We start from the raw sequence: 23,599 nt of genomic DNA, 5'->3' as shown, positions 1-23,599 counted from the left end.
GGGTCATCCCGGGGTGCAGACCTTGGAGATCTCGCCTGCCGCGTCCGCCACCGGCTGGATGTCCGGGACGCTGTTGCCGCTCTCGATCGAGGCGCGGACGTTCTTGACGGCGGTGTTCATCGAGTCGATGGCCTTGCCCAGGTCGGCGTTGTCCGTCTGGTCGCCGATCTTCTTCAGGTTCGACTCGATCTGGTTGAGCGCGTTCTGGGCGTCCTGGGGGCTGTTGCCCGCCTGGGAGACGGCCTGCTGGAGGTCGTTCGCGCCGTCCGTGATGGCCACGGCCGTGTTCGCGCAGTCCATCGCCGTGGAGATCGCGTCGCAGGCGGACAGGGCCGGGACGGTGAGTACGGCGGCCACGGCTACGGCCGCTATGCGGAGCTTCATGCGGTTCTCCCCCTGAGGGCTTGGACGCTACGAGGACGGGCGCACGGCTTCGAGACCGTGCGCCCGTATCTTCCTGGACGCCGGGCCGGGCCCGGCGGTTGCCGTTTACAGTTCGAGCGCGCCCAGCTGGATGGCTTCGAGGTCCGCGCAGCCGCCGGCGGCGAGGTCGAGGAGGGCGTTCAGTTCCTTGCGGTCGAAGGGCTCGCCCTCGGCGGTGCCCTGGACCTCGACGAAGCGGCCGTCGCCGGTGCAGACCACGTTCATGTCGGTCTCGGCGCGCACGTCCTCCTCGTAGCAGAGGTCGAGGAGCGGGACGCCGTCGACGATGCCGACGCTGACGGCGGCGACGGTGCCGGTGAGCGGCTTGCGGCCGGCCTTGATGAACTTCTTCTTCTGGCCCCAGGCGACGGCGTCGGCGAGGGCGACGTAGGCGCCGGTGATGGCGGCGGTGCGGGTGCCGCCGTCGGCCTGGAGGACGTCGCAGTCCAGGACGATGGTGTTCTCGCCGAGGGCCTTGTAGTCGATGACTGCGCGCAGGGAGCGGCCGATCAGGCGGGAGATCTCGTGGGTGCGGCCGCCGATCTTGCCGCGGACGGATTCGCGGTCGCCGCGGGTGTTGGTGGAGCGGGGCAGCATCGAGTATTCGGAGGTGACCCAGCCTTCGCCGCTGCCCTTGCGCCAGCGCGGGACGCCTTCGGTGAAGGAGGCGGTGCAGAAGACCTTGGTGTCTCCGAAGGAGACGAGGACGGAGCCCTCGGCGTGCTTGCTCCATCCGCGTTCGATGGTGACCGGGCGGAGCTGTTCGGGCGTACGGCCGTCGATGCGAGACATGGCTCCGAGCCTAGTCCCTGCCCGGGTACGCGAAGACCCCGTCCGGGGCTTTCCGGGACGGGGTCCGCTGGGACCTGGTCAGGGGGTCCGGATCACATCATGTCTTCGATGTCGGCGGCGATGGGGTCGGCGTCGGTGCCGATGACGACCTGGATCGCGGTGCCCATCTTGACGACGCCGTGGGCGCCGGCGGCCTTGAGTGCGGCTTCGTCGACCAGGTCGGGGTTGATGACCTCGGTGCGCAGGCGGGTGATGCAGCCCTCGACCTCTTCGATGTTCTCGATGCCGCCGAGCCCGGCGACGATCTTCTCAGCCTTGGTGGCCATGTGTTTCTCCCTGAGTGTTTCGAAGAACGGGTCTCGGCGGCCGGTACATGGCTACCCACCTGCACGGTCCGCTTCGTCACGGTAACGCACGGTTGGCCCATCTACGCAGGCACATGACGGGCCTCTGCCGAATGATGACGATCAGCAGCAACCCGCCCACAACTGGTCTACACCAGTGTGCCGTAAGTGTTGCGGCAGCCAAAACGGGCCGGTCAGGGAGGACGCCGATGAGCGTGAGCATCTCCAAAGCAGCGCCACCGCCGAATTGGCGGAACAACCTGTTCCAGGGGCTGCAGAAGATGGGGCGCAGCCTTCAGCTGCCCATCGCCGTCCTCCCCGCGGCCGGCATCCTGTTGCGGCTGGGCGTGATCGACGCCGGGGGTGACGGGTTCTGGTCCGACGTCGCCAAGGTCATGGCCGCGGCGGGCGGCGCCCTGCTCGGCTCCAGCCTCGGTCTGCCGCTCCTCTTCTGCGTCGGTGTCGCGATCGGCATGGCCAAGAAGGCCGATGGCTCGACGGCGCTGGCGGCGGTGGCCGGGTTCCTCGTCTACCACGGCGTCCTGGAGGCATTCCCTTCACCCTGCCCCGAGGGAACCAAGGACGTCGGGGGTGGATGCCTGGGGCAGGACGACTCCTTCGCCGAGTACACCTTCCAGAATCCCGGGGTCTTCGGCGGCATCGTCATGGGACTGCTGACTGCCTGGTTCTGGCAGCGCTACCACCGCGTGAAGCTGGTCGACTGGCTCGGCTTCTTCAACGGCCGCCGGCTCGTTCCGATCATCATGGCCTTCGTCGGCATCGCCTTCGCCGTGATCTGTCTGTGGATCTGGCCGCCGATCGGTGACGCGCTGGAGAGTTTCTCCGACTGGCTGGTGGGCCTGGGTCCCTGGGGTTCGGGCGTCTTCGGCGTCGCGAACCGCGCACTGCTGGTGATCGGCCTCCACCAGTTCCTGAACGTGCCGGTGTGGTTCCAGTTCGGCAGCTACACCACGCCGGGCGGGCAGGTCGTGCACGGCGACATCACCATGTTCCTGAACGGCGACCCGGAGGCGGGGCAGTTCCTGTCCGGCTTCTTCCCGATCATGATGTTCGCCCTGCCGGCAGCGGCGCTGGCGATCACGCACTGCGCGAAGCCGCAGCGGCGCAAGGAGGTCGGGGGCCTGATGGTGTCGGTGGCCCTGACCTCGTTCGTCACGGGCATCACCGAGCCGCTGGAGTATTCCTTCCTCTTCGTGGCGCCCCTGCTGTACGTGATCCACGCGCTGCTGACGGGCGTGTCGATGGCCGTGACGTGGGCTCTGGGCGTCCACGACGGCTTCACCTTCTCGGCGGGCCTGATCGACTACATCATCAACTGGGGGCTGGCCACGAAACCCTGGCTGATCATCCCGATCGGGCTGGGTTTCGCGGTCGTCTACTACGCGGTCTTCCGTTTCGCGATCACGAAGTTCGACCTGGCGACGCCCGGCCGGGAGTCGGACGAGGAGATCGCGGCGATGGAGTCGGAGACCACCAAGGCCTGAGCCCGGTCGGCCCGGCCGGCCCCCAGCCCGTCCGGCCCAGCCCGTCCGGCCCGGCCCGACCCGGCCCGACCCGGCCCGACCCGGCCCGACCCGGCCCCCGCAGGGTTACCGCACGGTCCGTCAAGGGCCTCCGGATCACGATCCGGGGGCCCTTCGGCATCCCCCAGGAGATGTGATCCAGGCCACAGGAAATCGAAGGTTCCTTATCTAACCCTCACCGTGTTACAACTGGTCTACACCATGAATTGGTGTAGACCACGACCGCTTCCCCCGGCGGCGTGTCCCCCTTTCTGAGACGTCGCCGTCCCTCTTGGTTCCACCCCCTTGGCGGCGCCTTGCTCCCCCCGGAGGAAGTTATGAGTACGGCTACTGACGCCGCTGCGCCGCCCGCCAAGAAGCGGGGATCCGGCCTGATCCAGGGCCTGCAGAAGGTCGGCCGCAGCCTCCAGCTGCCCATCGCCGTCCTGCCCGCCGCGGGCATCCTGCTGCGTCTCGGTCAGCCCGACGTCTTCGGCGCGGACGGTCTCGGCTGGGGCAAGGTCGCCACGGTGTTCGCCACCGCCGGTGATGCCGTCTTCAGCAACCTGCCGCTGCTGTTCTGCATCGGTGTCGCCATCGGCTTCGCCAAGAAGGCCGACGGTTCCACCGCCCTCGCGGCCCTCGTCGGCTTCCTCGTCTACAAGAACGTGCTCACCGCGTTCCCGGTGCACGAGGCCATCATCAACACCACCGAGAACAACGGTGTCGACATTCCGGCGGTGTACAACAACCCCGGCGTCCTCGGCGGCATCATCATGGGTCTGCTCGCCGCGGTCCTGTGGCAGCGCTACCACCGCACCAAGCTGGTGGACTGGCTCGGCTTCTTCAACGGCCGCCGGCTCGTCCCGATCATCATGGCCTTCGTCGGTGTCATCGCCGGTGTGTTCTTCGGCCTGGTGTGGCAGCCGATCGGCGAGGTCATCTCCAACTTCGGTGAGTGGATGACCGGGCTGGGCGCCGCGGGCGCCGGCATCTTCGGTGTCATCAACCGCGCGCTGATCCCGATCGGCATGCACCAGTTCGTCAACACCGTCGCCTGGTTCCAGATCGGTGACTTCACCAACGCCGCCGGCGAGGTCGTCCACGGTGACCTGAACCGCTTCTTCGCCGGTGACCCGGACGCCGGTCTGTTCATGACGGGCTTCTTCCCGATCATGATGTTCGGCCTCCCGGCCGCCGCCCTGGCCATCGCCCACACCGCCCGCCCGGAGCGCCGCAAGGCCGTCACCGGCATGATGGTCTCGCTCGCCCTCACCTCGTTCGTCACGGGTGTCACCGAGCCCATCGAGTTCTCGTTCATGTTCATCGCGCCGGTGCTGTACGCGATCCACGCCGTCCTGACCGCGCTCTCCATGGCGATCACCTGGGCGCTCGGGGTCCACGCGGGCTTCACCTTCTCCGCGGGTCTGATCGACCTCGGTCTCGGCTGGAGCAAGGCGACCAACCCATGGATGATCATTCCGGTGGGCCTGGTCTTCGGAGCGGTCTACTACTTCGGATTCCGCTTCGCGATCACCAAGTTCAACCTCCCGACGCCGGGCCGCGAGTCCGACGAGGAGCTGGCCGAGATGGCCAAGGCGGAGGCCAAGTAGGCCCCGCAGGACCGAAGAAGCCCCCGCTCTCCCGGAAGGGAGGGCGGGGGCTTCTCGCTGTCGCGGAGGGGTGCGGCGCTTCCCCGGCGGGGTCGCGGGCGGGGGCGCGGCCCGGGGGCGCCGACGGGATTCAGACCTCGTAGACCGCGCCCGAGCGCGCCAGTTCGACCGGGCCGTCGTAGACCGCGCGGGCGTCGGCGATGTTCTGCGCGGGGTCGGTCCACGGCGGGATGTGGGTGAGGACGAGCCGGCCCACACGGCCGCCGTGCGCGTACTCGCCCGCCTCGCGGCCGTTCAGGTGGAGGCCCGGGATGTCCTCCTTGCCGTGCGTGAAGGAGGACTCGCACAGGAAGAGGTCGGTGCCGTCGGCGAGCAGGCCCAGCTCGGGGCAGGTGCCGGTGTCCCCGGAGTACGTGAGCGAGCGGCCGCGGTGCTCGATGCGGATGCCGTACGCCTCGACCGGGTGGGAGACCCGCTCGGTGCGGACCTGGAACGGGCCGATCTCGAAGGTCCCGGACTTCAGCGTGCGGAAGTCGAAGACCTCGCTCATCGAGCGCTCGTCGGGGACGTCGTCGTAGGCGGTGGTCAGGCGGCGTTCGGTGCCCTCGGGCCCGTAGACGGGGATGGTGCCGCAGCGGCCGCCCTCGTGCCGGTAGTAGCGGGCGACGAAGTACGCGCACATGTCGATGCAGTGGTCGGCGTGCAGGTGGCTCAGGAAGATCGCGTCGAGGTCGTAGAGACCGATGTGGCGCTGGAGGTCGCCGAGGGCGCCGTTGCCCATGTCGAGGAGCAGGTGGAAGCCGTCGGCCTCGACGAGGTAGCTCGAACAGGCCGATTCCGCGGACGGGAACGACCCCGAACAGCCGACGACGGTGAGCTTCATGGAGCGTGAACCTCCGAGGACGGTCCGTGGACGGAATGCGGGCCGTGCGTGGGTCGAGCGTAAGGCGCGAAACGTCCGGTCGCTCCTCCGCGGCAGGCCGTTGTGGGGGGAATCACCTGCGCTGTCACCCGGGGGAGCGACGGTGGGCACGGGCGTTGCCATGCCGGGGCGTTCCCGCGCGGCTACGGTCGAAGCATGGACACGTCCTGGTGGCCCGCGGTGGCCGCGGTGGTGGCCGTGGCGCTGCTGGTGCTGGTCGCCGGGGGCCGTTTCGGGCTGCCCCGCCGGACCCCGTCGGCGCACGGGACGGGTCCGCCGCCACAGCCGCGGGCGGGCGAGCTGTGGAGCCTGGCCGACGGCCGTACGTGCCTGGTCCTCGCGGTGGGATCGGTACGGGGCCACCGGGCGCGGGTCGCGTGGATCACCGGGAAGTACGACGACCGGCGGGCCGGGGTGATCCCGCTGCCCCCGGGGACGGTCGGGGCGCAGGGCCGGGCGAGCTTCCTGGAGGCGGACCGGCCGGCGGAGGTGTCGCTGTGGGAGTTCCGCACCCGGATGGGGATGCTGGACCCTGCGGTGTGGGACGAGATCAAGGGACTGGGAGGCGCGCGGTGACGCGGGAACCGGTGATCCGCCTGCGGCGGGTGTACGACCCGCCGGACCCGGCGGCGGACGGGGTCAGGGTCCTGGTGGACCGGCTCTGGCCGCGGGGCCTGGCGAAGGCGGTGGCCGGGGTGGAGGAGTGGCCGAAGGCGGTGACGCCGTCGGCGGAGCTGCGGAAGTGGTTCCACGACGGGGGTTCGGCGCGGGAGTTCCGGCAGCGGTACGAGGCGGAGCTGGCGGAGCCGGGGGCGGTGGCGGAGCTGGCGCGGCTCCGGTCGCTGGCCGAGGCGGGCCCGCTCACCCTCCTGACCGCGGTCAAGGACCCGGCCTCCAGCCACGCGGCCGTGCTCGCGGAGCTGCTGTCCGACTGACCGGGCTCTGCCCGGACCCGCGCCTCAAACGCCGGCGAGGCTGGAGTGCAGCCGGCGAGGCTGAAAATCAGCCCCGCCGGCGTTTGAGGCGCGGGGGTTCGGGGGCGGCGCCCCCGCAACGGCGCCTCAGGGGCTACGCCCAGAGTTGGCCCTGGAGGACCTCGATCGCTTCCTCCGTGGTCGCGGCCGTGTAGACGCCCGTCGACAGGTACTTCCAGCCGCCGTCGGCCACGACGAAGACGATGTCCGCCGATTCGCCCGCGGCCACCGCCTTGCGGCCGACGCCGATCGCCGCGTGCAGGGCGGCTCCCGTGGAGACGCCGGCGAAGATCCCCTCCTGCTGGAGGAGCTCCCGGGTACGGGTCACCGCGTCCGCGGAGCCCACCGAGAAGCGGGTGGTGAGCACGGAGGCGTCGTAGAGCTCCGGGACGAAGCCCTCGTCCAGGTTGCGCAGCCCGTAGACCAGGTCGTCGTAGCGCGGCTCGGCCGCGACGATCTTGATGCCCGCCACGTGTTCGCGCAGGTAGCGGCCCACTCCCATGAGGGTGCCGGTGGTGCCCAGGCCCGCCACGAAGTGGGTGATGGAGGGGAGGTCCGCGAGGATCTCCGGGCCCGTGGTGGCGTAGTGGGCGCCCGCGTTGTCCGGGTTGCCGTACTGGTAGAGCATCACCCAGTCGGGGTGCTCGGCGGCCAGTTCCTTGGCCACCCGGACGGCCGTGTTCGAGCCGCCGGCGGCCGGCGACGAGATGATCTCGGCTCCCCACATGGCCAGCAGGTCACGCCGCTCCTGGCTGGTGTTCTCCGGCATCACGCACACGATGCGGTAGCCCTTGAGCTTGGCCGCCATCGCCAGCGAGATGCCGGTGTTGCCCGAGGTGGGCTCCAGGATGGTGCAGCCGGGGTAGAGCCGGCCGTCCTTCTCGGCCTGCTCGACCATGTGGAGCGCGGGGCGGTCCTTGATCGAGCCGGTCGGGTTGCGGTCCTCCAGCTTCGCCCAGATGCGGACCTCGTCCGAGGGCGACAGCCGGGGCAGCCGGACCAGCGGCGTGTTGCCGACCGCGGCCAGCGGGGAGTCGTAGCGCATTACTTCGATCCGCCGGCCACGGCCGGGAGGATGGTGACGCTGTCGCCGTCCTTGAGGGCGGTGGAGATGCCGTCGAGGAAGCGGACGTCCTCGTCGTTGAGGTAGACGTTGACGAAGCGGCGGAGCTGGCCGCCGTCGACAATGCGCTCCTCGATGCCCTTGTGACGGGTCTCCAGGTCCGCGAAGAGGTCGGCGAGGGTCGCGCCCTCACCGGAGACTGCCTTCTCGCCTTCGGTGTAGGTGCGGAGGATGGTGGGGATGCGGACCTCGATGGCCATGGCTGTCTCCAGTCGTCTGGGAGTGCGTGAGAAGCGTGGGAAGGTGCGGCGCGCGGTTCGTCGGCCCCCCGCGCGGAAGGGCTCTGGTGCTCAGAGCGCAGGACAGATGGCGCTGGCGAGGCGGCACAGGTCGACGTGCAGCCGCGCCACGAGCAGCAGCCTGCCGGGCGTCTCGATGCTCACGTCGTGGGAAACCATGCGGTCATGTTAACGATTCCCGGTCCCCCGTTTGGAGTGTGATCCCGCATCATGGACGCCCACCGCTCATATACTGGTCAGTAGGTGTCGACGACCTGCACTTCTTCCTCGGTGATCACTCCGTCGACGATCCGGTACGAGCGGAACTGGAACTCCCCGAGGCCGTCCTCGTCCGCCGTCGAGACGAGCACGTAGTGCGCGCCGGGCTCGTTCGCGTACGTGACGTCGGTGCGCGAGGGGTACGCCTCGGTCGCGGTGTGCGAGTGGTAGACGATCACCGGCTCCTCGTCGCGGTCGTCCAGATCGCGGTAGAGCTTCAGCAGATCCTTCGAGTCGAACTCGTAGAACGTGGGCGAGCGGGCCGCGTTGAGCATCGGGACGAACCGCTCGGGGCGGTCGGTGCCCGCCGGGCCGGCCACGACACCGCACGCCTCGTCGGGGTGGTCCTTGCGGGCGTGCTCGACGATCCGGTCGTACAGGGCCTGGGTGAGGGTCAGCATGAGCGACAGGATAAACAGACGGGCCCTCCCGTACCGAGGAGTGGTACGGAAGGGCCCGCATGATGGACACGCCGCCCTGGGGGCAACGTTGTGGGAGCGCGGTTCCCGGCCGTGGCAGGCGGCCGGGACGCACGGTCTCCGGGTGCTACGAGGCCTTGGTGAAGGCCGCGCCGCGCGGGTCGCGGGACTTCATGACCAGGTAGGAGACGCCCAGGATCAGGCCCCACAGCGGGGCGCAGTACAGCGACACGCGGGAGTCCTTGTCGGCGCCCATCATCACGATGACCATGCCGATGAAGAGCAGCGCGAACCAGCTCGTGTACGGGGCGCCGGGGGCGCGGAACGCGGACTGCGGCAGCTCACCGCGGTCGGACTTGGCCCGGTAGCGGATCTGGCAGACCAGGATCATGATCCAGGCCCACATGCCGGAGATGGTGGCGAAGGAGACGACGTAGTCGAAGGCCTTGCCCGGGGCGACGTAGTTGATCCAGACGCCCACCAGCATCAGCGCGGCGGAGAAGGTGGTGCCCACCAGCGGGGTGCCGCTCTTGGTGAGCTTGGTGAAGACCTTCGGGCCCTGGCCGTTGATCGCGAGGTCGCGCAGCATGCGGCCGGTGGAGTACATGCCCGAGTTGCAGGAGGACAGGGCGGCGGTCAGCACGACGAAGTTGACGATCGCGGCGCCGATGCCCAGGCCCATGCGCTCGAAGGCGGCGACGAAGGGCGAGACGCCCGGCTGGAAGTGCGTCCACGGGACGACCGACAGGATCATGATCAGCGCGCCGACGTAGAAGACGGCGATGCGCCACGGCACGGTGTTGATGGCCTTGGGCAGGGTCTTCTCGGGGTCCTTGGACTCGCCGGCGGTGACGCCGACGAGCTCGACCGCGAGGAAGGCGAACATCACGATCTGCAGGGTCATCAGCGTGCCGCCGATGCCCTTGGGGAAGAAGCCGCCGTCGTTCCACAGGTTGGAGACGGTGGCGGTGTCGGCCGCGTCGGAGAAGCCGATGGTGAGGATGCCGGCGCAGATCAGGATCATGCCGACGATGGCGGTGACCTTGACCATGGAGAACCAGAACTCCAGCTCACCGAAGAGCTTCACGGAGATCAGGTTGGCGGTGTAGAGGATGACCGTGAAGATCAGCGCGTAGGCCCACTGCGGGAAGCTGTCGTGGGTCCAGTACGACATGTACTGCGCGGCCGCGGTGACCTCGGTGATGCCGGTGACCACCCAGAACAGCCAGTACGTCCAGCCGGTGACGTAGCCCCAGAACGGGCCCAGAAACTCGCGGGCGTAGTCCGAGAAGGAGCCGGAGACGGGCCGGTACATGAGCAGCTCGCCCAGGGCCCGCATGATGAAGAAGATGACCAGGCCGGCGATGGCGTACGCCAGGATCAGGCTCGGGCCCGCCTTGGAGATCGCCTTGCCCGCGCCCAGGAACAGGCCGGTGCCGATGGCCCCGCCGATCGCGATCATCTGGATCTGACGGGCGCCGAGCGTGCGGTGGTAACCCTCGCCGCCCTCGCCCTGTCCGCCCTCGCCGGGCGTCTTGTCGTGCTGCTCGACCTGCACAGAGGTCATGTCTGGTGCGCCTTTCTCCACGCCGACCCGCGCCGTCGTTGGCTGCGGATCGGGTCCTCGATCCCCCCGGATACGGATGGAGTTGCACGCCGGCGGTCAGCCGGTCCAAGCGAGCCGGGAGACATGGGTGGCGTCCCGTCGGCGATCGTGAAGATTTATCACGTGCTTACGGCCGCCCGAGGGGGAGAAATGTGGCGCAGGGCATCAAAAAATCACCCCAAAGGCAGAGAAATGGATCAGATCACCGCATGGCGGTGATCTGATCGTTATCCGGATTTGAGCGTCCGCTGAGCGAACGGTGTTCCGGCTTGAGGATTCTCAGAGGGTTTCGATCAAGGTTTCCTGGAGACCGCCGAGCCAGAGGTAGGCCATCACCATGGGCTTGCGCGGGTCCTCGTCCGGCAGCCGGAACAGCACCGCGCTCTCGTCGTCCTCGGTGATGTCGAGGCGGGCCGCGATGGTCAGGCGCAGGTCGTTGAGCGCGCCGAGCCAGCGCAGCGGCAGCTCGCCGGACAGCTCCAGCACGGCCGCACCGTCACCGGACGGGGTGAGCCCGTCCAGGCTGCGTACGACGGCCAGCGCGTCCTCGCGCTTGCGGGCGCGCAGGTCGTTCTCGGTGAAGCGGCGGAACTCCGCGGAGCGGGCCGCGAGCTCCTCGGGGGCCACGCCCTTGTCGCCGGCCCCGTCGGGGGCCCCGTACGCGTCGGGGAAGAGCCGGGCCAGCGCCGGGTCGGACGGGGGCTCGGAGGGGCCCTCGGCGAACAGCGCGGCGAGCGGGTCGGCGTCCTCGGCGGGCTCCGGCTCGCCGGGGCCGATCAGCTCCAGCAGCTGGACGGCCAGGGAGCGCAGGATCGAGATCTCGATCTCGTCGAGCGCGATGGCGGCGCCGCCGCCCTTCAGGGACTCGAAGGTGCCGCCCATCAGTTGCGGTCCTGCGAAAGGGTCGCCCACAGGCCGTAGCCGTGCATGGCCTGCACGTCGCGCTCCATTTCCTCGCGGGTGCCGCTCGAGACGACCGCCCGCCCCTTGTGATGGACGTCGAGCATCAGCTTGTGCGCCACGTCCTTCGAGTAGCCGAAGTACGCCTGGAACACGTACGCCACGTAGCTCATGAGGTTGACCGGGTCGTTGTGCACCAGGGTCACCCAGGGGACGTCGGGTTCGGGGACCGCGAAGGTCTCTTCGGCGGATTCGGTGCGTTCGATCTCAACGGGAGCAACACTCACTCGTCCCATGCTGCCACCTCGACCGCACCCACGCCCAAACGGGGGCCGCACGGCCCGGTCCGGCAATCCCCGCCTACATCTCGTCACTTTGACGAAATGTGCGCTAGCATCCCAGCCATGAACCCTGCGGACCTGGGCCTGCCGGTGGACGTGCCGTCGACAGCGCTCTTCACGGACCATTACGAGCTCACGATGCTGCAGGCCGCCCTGGCCAACGGCACCGCCGACCGGCGCTCGGTCTTCGAGGTGTTCACCCGGCGGCTGCCCGAGGGGCGCCGCTACGGGGTGATCGCCGGAACCGGGCGGGTGCTCGACGCGGTGGAGAACTTCCGCTTCGACGGCGCGGTGCTGGAATTCCTGCGCGAGCGGGCCGTCGTCGACATGCGGACGCTGGACTGGCTGGCCTCGTACCGCTTCTCCGGCGACATCTGGGGCTACCAGGAGGGGGAGGTCTACTTCCCCGGCTCCCCCGTCCTGCGGGTGGAGGGCAGCTTCGCCGAGTGCGTGCTGCTGGAGACCGTGATCCTGTCGATCCTGAACCACGACTCGGCGATCGCCGCGGCCGCCTCCCGGATGTCCTCGGCGGCGGGCGGACGCCCGCTGATCGAGATGGGCGCCCGGCGCACGCACGAGCTGGCGGCCGTCGCCGCGTCGCGTGCCGCGTACGTGGGCGGCTTCACCTCGACCTCGGACCTGGCGGCCGGATTCCGGTACGGCATCCCGACGGTCGGCACGAGCGCGCACGCCTTCACCCTGGTCCACGACAGCGAGCGGGACGCCTTCACGGCGCAGGTGGACTCGCTGGGGCGGGGCACCACCCTGCTGGTGGACACGTACGACGTGGCCGAGGCCGTCCGTACCGCCGTCGAGGTGGCGGGCACCGACCTGGGCGCGGTCCGGATCGACTCCGGAGACCTGCTGCTGGTGGCACACCGCGTGCGGCAGCAGCTCGACGAGCTGGGCGCGACCTCGACGAAGATCGTGGTCACCTCGGACCTCGACGAGTACGCCATCGCCTCGCTGGCGGCGGCTCCGGTGGACGCGTACGGCGTGGGCACCCAGCTGGTGACCGGCAGCGGGCACCCGACGTGCTCGATGGTCTACAAGCTGGTGGCGCGGGCCACCTCGGCGGACCCGAAGGCGGCGCTGGCCCCGGTGGCCAAGAAGTCCTTGGGGGGCAAGACCTCCATCGGCGGCCGCAAGTGGGCGGCCCGCCGCCAGGACGCCGACGGCGTCGCGGAGGCGGAGGTGATCGGCGTGGGACCCGTCCCCGCCGCCCTGGCCGACCACCAGCTCCTGACCCAGCTGGTCAAGGCCGGCGAGGTGGTCGCCCGCGAGCCGCTGGAGGCCGCGCGGGACCGCCACCGCGCTGCGCGCGCGAGCCTGCCGCTGTCCGCGATGCAGCTGTCGCGGGGCGAGGCCGTGATCCCGACGGAGTACGTCTGACCCTGCGGGTCCGCTGCCGGGGCCCTGCCCCGGACCCCGCGCCTCGATCGCCGGCGGGGCTGGAAGACCGGGGCGGAGCCCCAGTTTCGGGAAGGGGCGGGGTGGGGGAAGAGCCTCCCGCAGGGCCCGCCGCAGCACACCATCAAGCCGAAGGGCACGCGAAATGCACCGCGCACTGATCGTCGTCGACGTACAGAACGACTTCTGCGAAGGCGGCAGCCTCGCGGTCACCGGCGGGGCCGACGTCGCCGCCGCGATCACCGAGCTGATCGGCCAGGCCACGGCCGGCTACCGGCACGTCGTCGCCAGCCGCGACCGCCACATCGACCCCGGGTCGCACTTCGCCCGCCCCCCGGCGAAGCCGGACTACACGACCTCCTGGCCCGTGCACTGCGTCGCCGGCACCGAGGGCGTCGGGTTCCATCCGAACTTCGCTCCCGCCGTCGCCTCCGGAGCCGTTACCGCCGTCTTCGACAAGGGGGCCTACGAGGCCGCGTACAGCGGGTTCGAGGGGGCCAACGAGAACGGCACCCCGCTCACCCAGTGGCTGCGAGATCAGCGCGTGAGCGAGGTGGACGTCGTCGGGATCGCCACCGACTACTGCGTGCGGGCCACGGCCCTCGACGCCATCCGCGCCGGCTTCTCCACCCGCGTGCTGCTGGACCTGTCGGTCGCCGTGGCCCCCCACACCGCCGCCCGGGCGGTGGAGGAGCTCCGGTCGGCCGGGGTCCGGATCGTCGGCGAGATCCCACGCCAGAGCCCCTGACGGCCCCGGCAGCCGCGCGGCCGTCCAGGCCCCAGTGGCGGCCGGCGGCCCGGCGGCCCGGCAGGGCTACTGGCCCAGCAGGGCCCGGATCGGGTGCCAGAGCTCCTGCGCCCGGTCCGGGGCCCCGCGCCACAGCAGGCCGTCCGGATGGTGCAGGACGGCCGTGACCTCGTCCGGGGTCGGCGGGTGCGCGTTGCCCCGCAGGTACACGGCCCGCATGCCGAGGTTCCGCAGCCTGGTCAGGGCGCGGGCCCGGTTCGCGGCGTGCACCAGCACCCGGACATTTCCGCCTTCTCCGGTCGGCTTCGGCAGTGTGAGCGCAACCACCACACTGCCGCCCGGCAATCTCACGAAACCGCCGCCTGGCATCGCTGTCATCTCCCCCGTCAATAAGAAACTCGTACCGGGCATCTAAACGCGAACGGCCGCCGCCCGCTAGAGGGCGACGGCCGATCACGCTTTGACCTGCAGGTTTAACGAGTTACTTCGCGGAGGGGCCGACCTCGATGGTCATGACCTCACCGTCGTAGGTCTCCTTCAGGATCTTGATCTTGGTGTTGGTGTCAGTGACCTTCACCGATCCGGTCGGGTTCTCGTCGTAGTAGTACTTGCCCTTGTGGTCGTCGAAGACCAGGTTCGCGGGCTTCGGCTTCAGGAACAGCGACTCGCCGTTCTTGTGCAGCGTGAACGCATCCGTCGAGTACGCGCTGAAGGTGGCGTCGTACGGCTGGACCTTGTTGCGCAGCAGGGTGCCGTCCGCCCACTTCATGGGCTTGGCGTTGGCGTCGATCGGCAGGATCAGACCCTGGCCCGGGTGGACGCTGGTGTTGTTGTCCTTCTGGCTGGTGTCCCACTGCCAGATGAGCAGACCGTCCTGGTACGGGTAGTGCTCGACCCAGTCCGGCTTGGTGTTGCCGAAGCCGAAGTTGTACGGGCCCACCTTGAGGGTGGAGTCGTACGAGACGTAGCGGCGGTTCTCGGCGATGTAGCGCTGCGCGTACTCCTTGGAGAAGTCGGCGCCGATGCGCGAGAAGCCCTTGCCGGTCCAGCCGTTGTCGCCGTTCTCGGCGCCGTCGGTGAACAGCGCGGAGCCGTCGGCGGTCAGGGAGACGGCATCGGCCGTGAAGCCCTTGCCGCCCGCGCCGCCGTCCGTCTGGTAGCGGAAGCGGAGGTCGACCTTCTTGCCCGCGTAGGCGTCGAGCGGGAAGTTCAGGTTCTTCCAGGCACCCGAGACACCGGTGAGCGACGGGCTGCCGGAGGCGTCGGCCGGGATGGCCGTGCCGTCGGCGGTGCCGGCGAGGGCGGTCCAGGTGGCGCCGCCGTCCGTGGACACCTCGGTGTAGAGGTAGTCGTAGTCGGCCTCGATGTCCCACCAGCCCTTGAGGGACAGGGCGGCGGACTTCTTGCCCGTCAGGTCGACCGAGCGGGTCAGGGTGTTCTTGAGGTCGTCACCCATGTTGCTCCACCACTGGGTGGAGCCCTCGGCCGGCTTGACGACCTCGGTCTTGACCTGCTTCTTCGGCAGCTCAACGACGAGCGCCTGCTTGTCCTTGGTGTTGAACTCCGCCACGCCCAGCTTGTGGGTGGACTTCGTCGCGGCCTTGGCCGTGTCGTAGTTCAGCCAGCCCAGCTGGAGCTTGTCCCAGGCGTTCATGTCGCCCGGGAGGTCGCCGATGGAGTCCTTGCCCTTGCCGAGCCAGGAACCGGCCGACATGAGGGACCAGAAGCCGACGCTGTTCTCGCCGCCACCGGTGGTGTCGTAGAGGTCCGGCAGGCCGAGGTCGTGGCCGTACTCGTGCGCGAAGACGCCGAGGCCGCCGTTCTCGGGCTGCATCGTGTAGTCGCCGACCCAGATGCCCGTGCTGCCGATCTGGGTACCGCCGGCCTTGTTGTTGTCCGGGCCGGTCTTGCCCGCCGCGGTGCCGTAGGCGTACCAGCGGTGCGCCCACAGCGCGGTCGTGCCCTGCACGCCGCCACCGGCCGACTCGTCCTCGCCCGCGTGGACGATCTGGAAGTGGTCGATGTAGCCGTCGGGCTCGTTGAAGTTGCCGTCGTTGTCGAAGTCGTAGCGGTCCCACTGGTCGTACTGGGACAGCTGCGCCTTGATCTGCGCGTCGGTCTTGCCGGCCTTCTTCTGGGCCTCCGACCATGCGGTGACGCCGTCCTTGACGGTGTCCCACACGTTGGAGCAGTTGGTCTGGCCGCAGTAGTTGGAGCCGTAACGGCCCTCGTTGTACGGGACCTTGACCCAGTCGGCGACCTCGCCCTCGACCGAGTAACGGCCCGAGGAGGTCTTCTCGTAGTAGGTCTTCAGCGAGTCCTTGCCCTGACCCGTGGCGAAGTACAGGTCCTGGAAGTACTCACGGCTGAAGTCCTTGCGCCAGGCGGTGCTGTTGTCCTTGGCGCGGTCCGGCTGGGCGATCGTGTTGTGCAGCGGACCGGGGGTACCGCCGTACTTGGGGGCCTCGGGCTTGGGGCCCGGGCCGTCCGGGTCGAACATGGTCGTGTTGTCGACCTGGTCGCCGAACTCGACGAGGATCGTGAAGATCTTGTCGGTCTTCTCGCGGCCGAGCTCGACGTACTTCTTGTCGTCGAGCTTGACGACCTTGGAGGCGCCGCGCTGCTCGACGCCCTTCTTGCCGGTCAGGACCTGGTCCAGGGCGGCAGCGCGCTGCTTGGCCTGCTGGTCGCTGAACGGGCCCTTGAGGTCGTGCTCGACGACCTTGGAAGGCGCGGTCGGGTCCTGCCGGTCGGCCGCCGGGGCGCCCGGGCCCTTGGTGTCGGCCTGGGCCGCGGCAACACTGAAGAAAGTGGCGCTCGTCGCACAAGCGGCCATGGTCACGGTGACGGCGGCAGCGCGTATCGCACGCCGTCTGGCGGAATTGCTGGTCACTTGATGTCGTTCCCCTCCCGCGGCCGCAACGTTGGTCGGAACTTCTCCATAGGAGCGGGGGGTTCCGCGCGGCGCGCGTCTCAAGTGACGACATTTGACCGGAGGGAAGCAAGAAAAGACAGACCTTGACTTGACCCTTACAACTGCACTATGCGGTCAGGGAGTTCCGCTATCCGGACGTTCCACAGCCATACGGGGCGAAGGGCCCTTCCCGACCCCGCGAGAGGTCCGTCCCGTCCCTCTTTCTCCCCCTGCCGTCGCCCGGAAAATGATCCTGTGCGCCCCCTGTGCTCCGGCACCGTGTGTTAGGTCACGCTTACCGGCGGTCCGACTGGGCATCTCCCGTCATAGAGTCACTTGACGCGCGAACTGGTTGAGCCGACTCCCCCTCCCCTCACCGAGGACGGATATCGCCATGCCGCGTCCGACTGCCGCACAGCTCGCGTACGGGTCCGCCACGGTCGTCGTGTCGACGATCGCCATGCTGTTGCTCTCGCAGACGAGCACCGGGCTCGGCGTCGCGGTCATCTCCGCCGCCGCGCTCGCCCTGGGTCTGCTCGTCGCGCTCACCGTGCCCATCCCGCGGCGCCGTGGCCGCCATGCGGCGCGTACGGGGTCCTCCGCGGCCGCCGGGGCCTCCGCGGCCCAGGAGGGCGCGACAGGGGCCGCCCGGGTGCCCGAGCCCCGGACGGCGCCGGCCGAACACCCCGTACATCACTGACGGTTGACGCCAGAACGCGGCGCGGGCGGCCTCCCCGGAGGGACGGCCGCCCGCGTGGCGATGCGTCATGTCTGGCGACTAGCTGGTGGCCTGGACCACCACGGTCTTGGCGACCTTGTCGTGCAGGCCCTGCTTGTACGGCTTGTCGACCAGGATCGAGACGACCAGCGCGATCGGCCATAGGCAGGCGCAGCAGATCAGGGTCGGCAGCCAGAGCACGGCGGCGCGCGACAGGGAGGCGTTGGAGTTCGGCACGCTGCCGTCGTTGAGCATCGCGACGCGCAGGCCCATCGCCTTCTTGCCGACCGTCCGGCCGTTCTTCTTGGTGAACCACCAGTCGTAGCCGACGTACGCGACGATCGAGATCAGGGTCATGATCAGGCCGCTGCCGCTGTAGGACTTGCCGACGACGTCGCTGATGTCCTCGCCCTGGTCGGATTCGAACCGGTAGCGGTTCGTGCCGAAGGCCAGCTGGATGAGGGCCAGCGGGATGGCGACGATCACGACGTCCATGATGCGCGCGAGGAGCCGCTTGCCGAAGTCGGCGAGCGGGGGCATCCCGGCGAGGGGGTCGGGCATGCCGTAGCCGCCGCTCCCGCCGTACGGGTCTCCGCCGCCGCCTCCGTACGGGGGCGGCGGGGGCGGGTATCCCCCGCCGCCGCCAGGACCTCCGGGCGGACCTCCGGGCGGGGGCGGCGGACCACCGCTGCCGGGGGGCGGCGAGCCGTACGGCGAACCGCCCGACGGAGGCGTCGGTTCCTGGGGCTTCTTGAGGAACGGGTCGTCCTCGGGCGGCTGGCCCGGCGGCTGGTCGGTACTCATGGCCCGAGTCGAACCCGGCTCCGACACCCCCGCAACGGGACCGCGTCCATTCGGGGGGAGGGGCGGCCCCGGCCGCGGGACCGGGCCGTCCCGGCGCGCTCAGCGGGCCACGTACGTCCTGGCCGCCTTGTCGTGCCAGGCCTGGCGGCGCGGGCGGTCCACGAGGCACCAGAGGCTGCCCGGGAGGCCGAGGAAGGCGTACACCAGCCAGCGGCGCAGGGCCCCGCCGAAGGTGGGCGGGCACAGGGTGGCGGTGGCCAGGACCCGGACGCCCAGCAGCTTCTTGCCCGGGGTGCGGCCCCAACGGGCGGTGGGCAGCACCTCGTAGAGGATCCCGAAGAGGAGGACGGCGCCGAGGACCAGGCCCAGGAGGCCGGCGATGGTCCCGTCGAGCAGCCAGACGGTGGTGGTGCGGCCGCTCGCCCGGGCGGCGTCCACCTTGGCCTCGACGTGGGCGGCGGCCTCGGGGAGGAGGGGCCGGGCCACGGCCACCGCGACGGCGGCGTAGACGAGGGAGTCAAGGGCGCGGGCCACGGCCCGGCGCGGCAGCCCGGCGGGACGCACGGCCCGCTCGGCCATCCGCTCGAACACCTCCCGGGGCGTACGGGCCCCCGCGGGGCGGGAGCCGGAGCCGCCCGGGCGGGCCTCCTCGGACCCGCGCGGCTCCCAGCTCCGGGGCTGCGGCTGCGACTGGGCCTGGGGCTCCGCCGGGGCGGGCTCCTCGGGCCGCGCCGCGATCCTCGGACGCGCTCCGGCGGGGCGCGGCGCCCACACCTCGGGCCGGTCGGCGGCCGGGGCGGCGGGGCGGTACCGGGACGGGGCGGGTGCCGGAGCCGGGGTGGGCACGGGTGCCGAAGCCGGGGTGGGCGCGGGTGCGGCGGCGGCGGCCTCGGGCCAGGAGGAGGTGAGCCCGGACCCGCCGGCCCCGGGGGCGTCGGGCCACTCCGGGGCCGGAGCCGGGGCAGGGGCCGGGGCCGGAGCAGGGGCCGGGGTCTGGGCGGCCGGGGACCGCACCGACAGGATCCCGGCGGAGGCCTGCTCGGGGAGTCTCGCGGGGGCCGCCGCGGGCGCCGCCGCGGCGGCCGCCGTACGGGCCAGGGAGATGCCCGCCGACCGCGGGGACGGTTCCGGTTCGGGTTCCGGTTCGGGTTCCGATTCGGACTGCGCGGCGGGTTCCGGATCCGGCGCGCTGCCCCACGACACCCGGTGGTCGCGGGGCCCGCCGAAGCCGGCCTGGTGCACGGGATCGGCCTGCCACACCACGGGCTCGGCGAACGCCTCGGCGACAGGGGCGGGGGTGAGGGCGGGGGTGGGCTCCGGCAGCGCCTCGGTCATGGAGGTCTCGTCGAGGAACACCGGCCCCGTCTCGTCCGTGCGCAGGGCGTGTCCGCTGCGGACGGCGGGCGCGAGGGGTGCGGCGGCGGGCGCGGGCGCGGCGGCGGGCGCGGCCTGCGCGGCAGGTGCCGGCTGCGGGGCAGGGCGGCTCGTACCCGGTACCCAGGCCGCTCCGTTCCAGTAGCGGATGTACCCCGGGATGGACGGATCCGGGTAGTAGCCCTCGCGGGCCGCGTGCTCGCCGTCACCAGGGGAGGCCGTCATGTCCCCAACTCCGATCGTGGCTTGAGGCTTGTGCAAGGGAGGACCATAGCCAAGAACCGCCCCCCGGCAGGTCCGGTAACGGGAGAATCCAAGCAAACGAGCGAACGTCACCCTGCACGACGGTTTTCGGTCAGCCGAAAGAAATCGGCCAATCTCCGGTTCGCTGCCCGAAGTCGCGTCATACCCGGGCACACTGCCGCTCTCTCCCGGGTGTGGGGCCCCGTCCGGCCCCGCACACCGAACCGAAGTGAGGCCGTCATGCACCACCCCGTCATCGAGCGCGAGCTGGAACTGAAGCTGGTCCTGTCACCCGAGCGCAGCATCCCCGTCCCCGCGCGGCTCCTCTACCTCACGCACGACCCGTACGCCGTCCACATCAGCTTCCACACCAGCTCGAACACCCCCGTCAACTGGACGTTCGCCCGCGAGCTCCTCGTCGAGGGGGTGTTCCGCCCCTGCGGCCACGGCGACGTCCGGATCTGGCCCACGAAGGTCGACAACAAGGCCGTGCTCTGCATGTCGCTCACCTCCCCCGACGGCGACGCCCTCCTGGAGGCCCCGGCGTCCTCCGTGTCGGCCTGGCTGGAGCGCACGCTGCGCGTCGTCCCGCCCGGCACCGAGACCGAGCGTCTCGGCCTGGACGACGCGCTGGCCGAGCTGCTCGCCCCGACCCCGGCCGACGACCTGTGGCTGCGCGACCCGTGGCCGTCGGACGAGTCGGCGGACGGGGACCTGTGATGCCGGGCGACCGCACGCCCGCCGGCCCCGGCAGGCCCGGCCGCCCCGGCCGCCCCGGCCGCACCCGGCGGGAGGCGTCAGAAGAGCTTGCCGGGATTGAGCAGCCCGAGCGGGTCGAAGGCCTGCTTGACGGCCCGCTGCATCTCCAGCCCCACCGGGCCGAGTTCGCGGGCCAGCCACTCCTTCTTCAGTACACCGACCCCGTGCTCGCCGGTGATGGTCCCGCCCAGGGAGAGGCCGAGCGCCATGATCTCGCCGAAGGACTCGCGGGCCCGCCGCGTCTCGTCCTCGTCCGCGGGGTCGAAGCAGACGATCGGGTGGGTGTTGCCGTCCCCGGCGTGCGCGCAGACCCCGATGAGCAGGTCCTGGGCGCGGGCGATGGCGGCCGTACCGTCCAGCATCTCGCCGAGCCGCGAGCGCGGTACGCACACGTCGTCGATCATCGTCGCCGGCCGCAGCGCCTCCAGCGCGGGGAAGGACATCCGGCGGGCCTGGAGCAGCAGTTCGGACTCCGCCTCGTCCTCGGCGGGGACGACGGCGGTGGCTCCGGCGGCCGTGCACAGCTCCCCCACGGCCGCGAGGTCCTCGGGGGCGTGCGGGGTGTCGAAGGCGGCCAGCAGCAGGGCCTCCGTGGCTTCGGGCAGGCCCATCTTCCCGAGGGCGTTGACGGCCCGGACGGTCGTCCGGTCCATCAGCTCCAGCAGCGAGGGGGTCAGACCCGCCTCCATGACGGCGCAGACGGCCTCGCAGGCGGCCGCGACGGAGGGGAACTCGGCGGCCAGCGCCAGCTGCCGGGGCGGCGCCGGGCGCAGGGCGAGGACGGCCTGGACGACCACGCCCAGGCTGCCCTCGGAGCCCACGAAGAGCCGGGTGAGGTCGTAGCCCGCCACGCCCTTGGCGGTACGCCGGCCCGTGCGCAGCAGCCGCCCGTCGGCCAGGACCACGTCGAGGCCGAGCACGTACTCGGCGGTGACCCCGTACTTGACGCAGCACAGACCGCCCGAGGCGGTGCCGATGTTGCCGCCGATGGTGCACTGCTCCCAGCTGGAGGGGTCGGGCGGGTAGTACAGGCCCTGTTCGGCGACGGCCCGTGAGAGCACGGCGTTGACCACGCCCGGCTCGACCACGGCGATCCGGTCGACGGCGCTGATCTCCAGGATCCGGTCCATCTTGACGAGCGAGAGCACGATGCAGCCGTCGGAGGCGTTGGCTCCGCCCGACAGGCCCGTCCGGGCACCCTGCGGGACCACGGGGATCCGCAGGGCCGTGGCGGTGCGCAGGACGTGCTGGACCTGTTCCACGGTGCGGGGCAGGACGACTGCGGCCGGCGTGCCGGCGGCGCAGAAGCTGGCCATGTCGGTGGCGTAGGAGGTGGTCACCTGGGGATCGGTGAGCAGGGCCTCGGCGGGGAGCCCTTCGAGCAGGCCGGCCCGCAGACGTGCGAAGAGATCGTCATCCATGGGACCAGCGTGGCAGCCGGGGCCATCGGTGTGAACACGACCGCGCTCCCCTTCGGACACCTCGGCGAGCTCTTCATATTGACGCACAGTGACCCCATGGACCGTATCGACGAGGAATCGCAGACGCCGGCGCCGCCCGTGACCTTCACCGGCCGCAAGACGCTCGTGGCGGCCGCGGTCGCCGTGGTCCTGATCGCCGGGGCCCTGCTGATCCGGCCTGCCAGGACCGGTGACGACGCCCGTCCGCCGGAGCCGGGCGAGCGCGCCGCGTCGGCGGTGGGCATGGGCGCGCCCGCCGCGGTGGTGGACCTGACGGCGCTGGTGGCGGACCGGGAGAAGTGGCTCGCGGCGCATCCGGACGACGAGGCCTCCTGGGCCGTGCTCGGCTCCGCGTACCTCGAACAGGCGCGGCGGACGGCCGATTCCGGCTGGTTCCCGAAGGCGGAGAAGGCCCTGAAACGCTCGCTGGAGGTCCGCCCGGCCGAGAAGGGCAACTTCGACGCGATGACGGGCATGGGCGCGCTGGCCAATGCCCGGCGGGACTTCGGGACGGCCCGCAAGTGGGGCGAGCTCGTACGGGCGCAGGCGCCCAAGCGGTGGACGGCGTACCCGGTGCTGGTGGACGCGTACACCGGGCTCGGCGACTACAAGGGCGCGCAGAAGGCGATGGAGCTGCTGCTGGACATCCGGCCGGGCCTGGCCGCGTACGTCAGGGCCTCGCAGGTCTACCGGGACCGCGGCTGGCGCGAGGACGCGGTGGTGGCGATGGAGCACGCGACGGGCGCGGCGAAGGCCCCGGCGGAGAAGGCGTACGCGCTGTTCCGCCTCGGGGAGCTGTCCTGGGAGCGGGGCGACGCGGCCGAGGCGCTGCGGCAGTACGAGGGCGCGCTGCGGACGGATCCGGCGCAGGCGGAGGCCCTCGGCGGCCGGGCCCGCGCGCTGGCCGCTCTGGGGCGCGGCGGGGAGGCGGTACGGGACTACCGGCTGGCGCTGGGCCGGTCGGCGGTGCCGCAGCTGGCGCGGGAGCTCGGTGAACTGCTGGACTCGCTGGGCCGGGGGCCGGAGGCGCGCACCCAGTACGAGGCGCTGACGACGATGGTGGCCCGGGACAGCAGGAACGGGGTCGACGACGCGGTGCTCCTCGGCCTGTACGAGGCGGACCACGGCGATGCGACGTCGGCCGTGCGGCGCCTGTCGGAGGAGTGGTCGCGGCACAAGAGCGTGCAGGTCGCGGACGCGCTGGGGTGGGCGCTGCACCAGACCGGCGAGGACGCGGCGGCACTGGAGTACGCGAAGAAGGCCACGGAACCGGGGCTGCGCAGCGCCGATTTCGCCTTCCACCGGGCGATGATCGAACGCGGCCTCGGTGACGAGGAGGCGGCCCGCCGCCACTTCCAGGAGGCGATGCGGACGAATCCGCACTTCTCGCCGCTGCGCGGTCCGGTGGCGAAGGAGGCCCTGGAGTCGATCGCGCAGCAGCCGCCGGGGGGCCCGGAGAACATCCGGCCGACCGCTCCGTGGGTGGAGCCGGAGCTCCCGAAGGCGGCGAAGCCGAAGCCGTCCCCGAAGCCGACGGGGCACTGAATTCCAGCCCCGCCGGCGTTTGAGGCGCGGGGGGGGTGCGGGGGCGGGGCCCCGAAAGCACGACGGCGCCGCACCCGGGAACGGGTGCGGCGCCAGGCCCCCCCCGGGCCGTGTCGTGAAGACCCGCTTCGCGGTGCACCGGAGCGG

At 70.9% G+C, this 23,599-nt stretch carries 24 protein-coding genes and 1 pseudogene; 9 read left to right on the top strand and 16 right to left on the bottom strand.

Annotated features, from left to right (window positions below):
* Positions 1-3: 3 nt before the first annotated feature.
* The 3 genes and pseudogenes from ACZ4YL_RS03575 to ACZ4YL_RS03565 all read right to left on the bottom strand — a co-directional run.
* Positions 4-384 carry a hypothetical protein gene (locus tag ACZ4YL_RS03575; protein WP_468113550.1) on the bottom strand — a complete coding sequence of 127 codons (381 nt, stop codon included), beginning with the start codon at positions 382-384 and terminating at the stop codon, positions 4-6.
* A gap of 105 nt (positions 385-489) precedes the next feature.
* Positions 490-1,215 (bottom strand): ribonuclease PH, encoded by a 726-nt coding sequence (gene rph, locus ACZ4YL_RS03570; RefSeq protein WP_301370806.1) that lies wholly within the window; start codon positions 1,213-1,215, stop codon positions 490-492.
* 92 nt (positions 1,216-1,307) lie between these two features.
* Positions 1,308-1,550 (bottom strand): annotated as a pseudogene (locus ACZ4YL_RS03565) (PTS sugar transporter subunit IIB); the annotation flags it as partial.
* Between the two features lie 218 nt (positions 1,551-1,768).
* On the opposite strand from ACZ4YL_RS03565, the gene ACZ4YL_RS03560 reads away from it, so the two are divergent.
* The gene (locus tag ACZ4YL_RS03560; protein WP_468113549.1) at positions 1,769-3,064 is read left to right on the top strand and encodes a PTS transporter subunit EIIC; all 1,296 of its coding nucleotides are present in this window, start codon (positions 1,769-1,771) and stop codon (positions 3,062-3,064) included.
* A 356-nt stretch (positions 3,065-3,420) separates the two neighbouring features.
* On the top strand, positions 3,421-4,695 hold the full coding sequence (locus ACZ4YL_RS03555; RefSeq protein WP_468113548.1) for a PTS transporter subunit EIIC: 1,275 nt from the start codon (positions 3,421-3,423) through the stop codon (positions 4,693-4,695).
* 130 nt (positions 4,696-4,825) lie between these two features.
* On the opposite strand, the gene ACZ4YL_RS03550 is transcribed toward ACZ4YL_RS03555, so the two are convergent.
* On the bottom strand, positions 4,826-5,578 hold the full coding sequence (locus ACZ4YL_RS03550; RefSeq protein WP_468113547.1) for an MBL fold metallo-hydrolase: 753 nt from the start codon (positions 5,576-5,578) through the stop codon (positions 4,826-4,828).
* Between the two features lie 195 nt (positions 5,579-5,773).
* On the opposite strand from ACZ4YL_RS03550, the gene ACZ4YL_RS03545 reads away from it, so the two are divergent.
* Positions 5,774-6,193 (top strand): hypothetical protein, encoded by a 420-nt coding sequence (locus tag ACZ4YL_RS03545; protein ID WP_468113546.1) that lies wholly within the window; start codon positions 5,774-5,776, stop codon positions 6,191-6,193.
* Positions 6,190-6,552, top strand: a complete 363-nt coding sequence (locus ACZ4YL_RS03540; RefSeq protein ID WP_468113545.1) for a DUF488 domain-containing protein — start codon at positions 6,190-6,192, stop codon at positions 6,550-6,552. The genes ACZ4YL_RS03545 and ACZ4YL_RS03540 overlap by 4 nt, the downstream gene beginning before the upstream one ends.
* Before the next feature lie 133 nt (positions 6,553-6,685).
* Here ACZ4YL_RS03540 and ACZ4YL_RS03535 read toward each other — a convergent pair whose 3' ends face one another.
* The 7 genes from ACZ4YL_RS03535 to clpS form a co-directional block, all read right to left on the bottom strand.
* Positions 6,686-7,636, bottom strand: a complete 951-nt coding sequence (locus ACZ4YL_RS03535; protein ID WP_468113544.1) for a PLP-dependent cysteine synthase family protein — start codon at positions 7,634-7,636, stop codon at positions 6,686-6,688.
* The gene (locus tag ACZ4YL_RS03530; RefSeq protein ID WP_030010597.1) at positions 7,636-7,914 is read right to left on the bottom strand and encodes a MoaD/ThiS family protein; all 279 of its coding nucleotides are present in this window, start codon (positions 7,912-7,914) and stop codon (positions 7,636-7,638) included. Before ACZ4YL_RS03530 ends, ACZ4YL_RS03535 begins: the two co-directional genes overlap by 1 nt.
* 90 nt (positions 7,915-8,004) lie before the next feature.
* On the bottom strand, positions 8,005-8,112 hold the full coding sequence (locus ACZ4YL_RS03525) for a putative leader peptide (RefSeq protein ID WP_314252769.1): 108 nt from the start codon (positions 8,110-8,112) through the stop codon (positions 8,005-8,007).
* A gap of 77 nt (positions 8,113-8,189) precedes the next feature.
* Entirely contained in the window at positions 8,190-8,612 is a 423-nt protein-coding gene (locus ACZ4YL_RS03520; RefSeq protein WP_468113543.1) for a M67 family metallopeptidase, read from the bottom strand.
* A 145-nt stretch (positions 8,613-8,757) separates the two neighbouring features.
* Positions 8,758-10,197, bottom strand: a complete 1,440-nt coding sequence (locus tag ACZ4YL_RS03515) for an amino acid permease (protein WP_468113542.1) — start codon at positions 10,195-10,197, stop codon at positions 8,758-8,760.
* A gap of 318 nt (positions 10,198-10,515) precedes the next feature.
* Entirely contained in the window at positions 10,516-11,118 is a 603-nt protein-coding gene (locus tag ACZ4YL_RS03510; protein ID WP_468113541.1) for a DUF2017 domain-containing protein, read from the bottom strand.
* Positions 11,118-11,432 carry an ATP-dependent Clp protease adapter ClpS gene (gene clpS / locus ACZ4YL_RS03505; RefSeq protein WP_030010601.1) on the bottom strand — a complete coding sequence of 105 codons (315 nt, stop codon included), beginning with the start codon at positions 11,430-11,432 and terminating at the stop codon, positions 11,118-11,120. The genes ACZ4YL_RS03510 and clpS overlap by 1 nt, the downstream gene beginning before the upstream one ends.
* Positions 11,433-11,540: 108 nt before the next feature.
* Here clpS and ACZ4YL_RS03500 point away from each other — a divergent pair, with 108 nt between their 5' ends.
* Positions 11,541-12,869: a nicotinate phosphoribosyltransferase gene (locus tag ACZ4YL_RS03500; RefSeq protein WP_468113540.1), complete on the top strand. Its 1,329-nt coding sequence runs from the start codon at positions 11,541-11,543 to the stop codon at positions 12,867-12,869.
* A 163-nt stretch (positions 12,870-13,032) separates the two neighbouring features.
* Positions 13,033-13,635 (top strand): nicotinamidase, encoded by a 603-nt coding sequence (locus ACZ4YL_RS03495; protein ID WP_468113539.1) that lies wholly within the window; start codon positions 13,033-13,035, stop codon positions 13,633-13,635.
* Between the two features lie 66 nt (positions 13,636-13,701).
* Here the strand turns inward: ACZ4YL_RS03495 and ACZ4YL_RS03490 are convergent, their stop codons facing one another.
* Complete coding sequence (locus tag ACZ4YL_RS03490; RefSeq protein WP_468114076.1) at positions 13,702-14,004, bottom strand: hypothetical protein; 303 nt, start codon at positions 14,002-14,004, stop codon at positions 13,702-13,704.
* Between the two features lie 112 nt (positions 14,005-14,116).
* On the bottom strand, positions 14,117-16,471 hold the full coding sequence (locus tag ACZ4YL_RS03485) for an immune inhibitor A domain-containing protein (RefSeq protein WP_468114074.1): 2,355 nt from the start codon (positions 16,469-16,471) through the stop codon (positions 14,117-14,119).
* Positions 16,472-16,943: 472 nt separating this feature from the next.
* Here ACZ4YL_RS03485 and ACZ4YL_RS03480 point away from each other — a divergent pair, with 472 nt between their 5' ends.
* A complete protein-coding gene (locus ACZ4YL_RS03480) occupies positions 16,944-17,249 on the top strand; it encodes a hypothetical protein (protein ID WP_468113538.1) in 306 nt (101 codons plus the stop codon).
* A gap of 78 nt (positions 17,250-17,327) precedes the next feature.
* Here ACZ4YL_RS03480 and ACZ4YL_RS03475 read toward each other — a convergent pair whose 3' ends face one another.
* On the bottom strand, positions 17,328-18,071 hold the full coding sequence (locus ACZ4YL_RS03475; protein WP_468113537.1) for an RDD family protein: 744 nt from the start codon (positions 18,069-18,071) through the stop codon (positions 17,328-17,330).
* A gap of 99 nt (positions 18,072-18,170) precedes the next feature.
* Positions 18,171-19,670: an RDD family protein gene (locus ACZ4YL_RS03470; protein ID WP_468113536.1), complete on the bottom strand. Its 1,500-nt coding sequence runs from the start codon at positions 19,668-19,670 to the stop codon at positions 18,171-18,173.
* A 258-nt stretch (positions 19,671-19,928) separates the two neighbouring features.
* On the opposite strand from ACZ4YL_RS03470, the gene ACZ4YL_RS03465 reads away from it, so the two are divergent.
* Positions 19,929-20,408, top strand: coding sequence for an SsgA family sporulation/cell division regulator (locus ACZ4YL_RS03465; protein ID WP_468113535.1), 480 nt, complete (start codon positions 19,929-19,931; stop codon positions 20,406-20,408).
* A 77-nt stretch (positions 20,409-20,485) separates the two neighbouring features.
* On the opposite strand, the gene ACZ4YL_RS03460 is transcribed toward ACZ4YL_RS03465, so the two are convergent.
* A complete protein-coding gene (locus tag ACZ4YL_RS03460; protein WP_351162493.1) occupies positions 20,486-21,868 on the bottom strand; it encodes an FAD-binding oxidoreductase in 1,383 nt (460 codons plus the stop codon).
* A gap of 96 nt (positions 21,869-21,964) precedes the next feature.
* Here ACZ4YL_RS03460 and ACZ4YL_RS03455 point away from each other — a divergent pair, with 96 nt between their 5' ends.
* Positions 21,965-23,452, top strand: a complete 1,488-nt coding sequence (locus ACZ4YL_RS03455; protein ID WP_468113534.1) for a tetratricopeptide repeat protein — start codon at positions 21,965-21,967, stop codon at positions 23,450-23,452.
* Positions 23,453-23,599: the final 147 nt, after the last annotated feature.

This window comes from Streptomyces sp. NPDC030021, from assembly GCF_055574035.1.
Note: the sequence above shows the minus strand (reverse complement) of the source record. Positions and strands in the feature narration are given on the sequence as shown.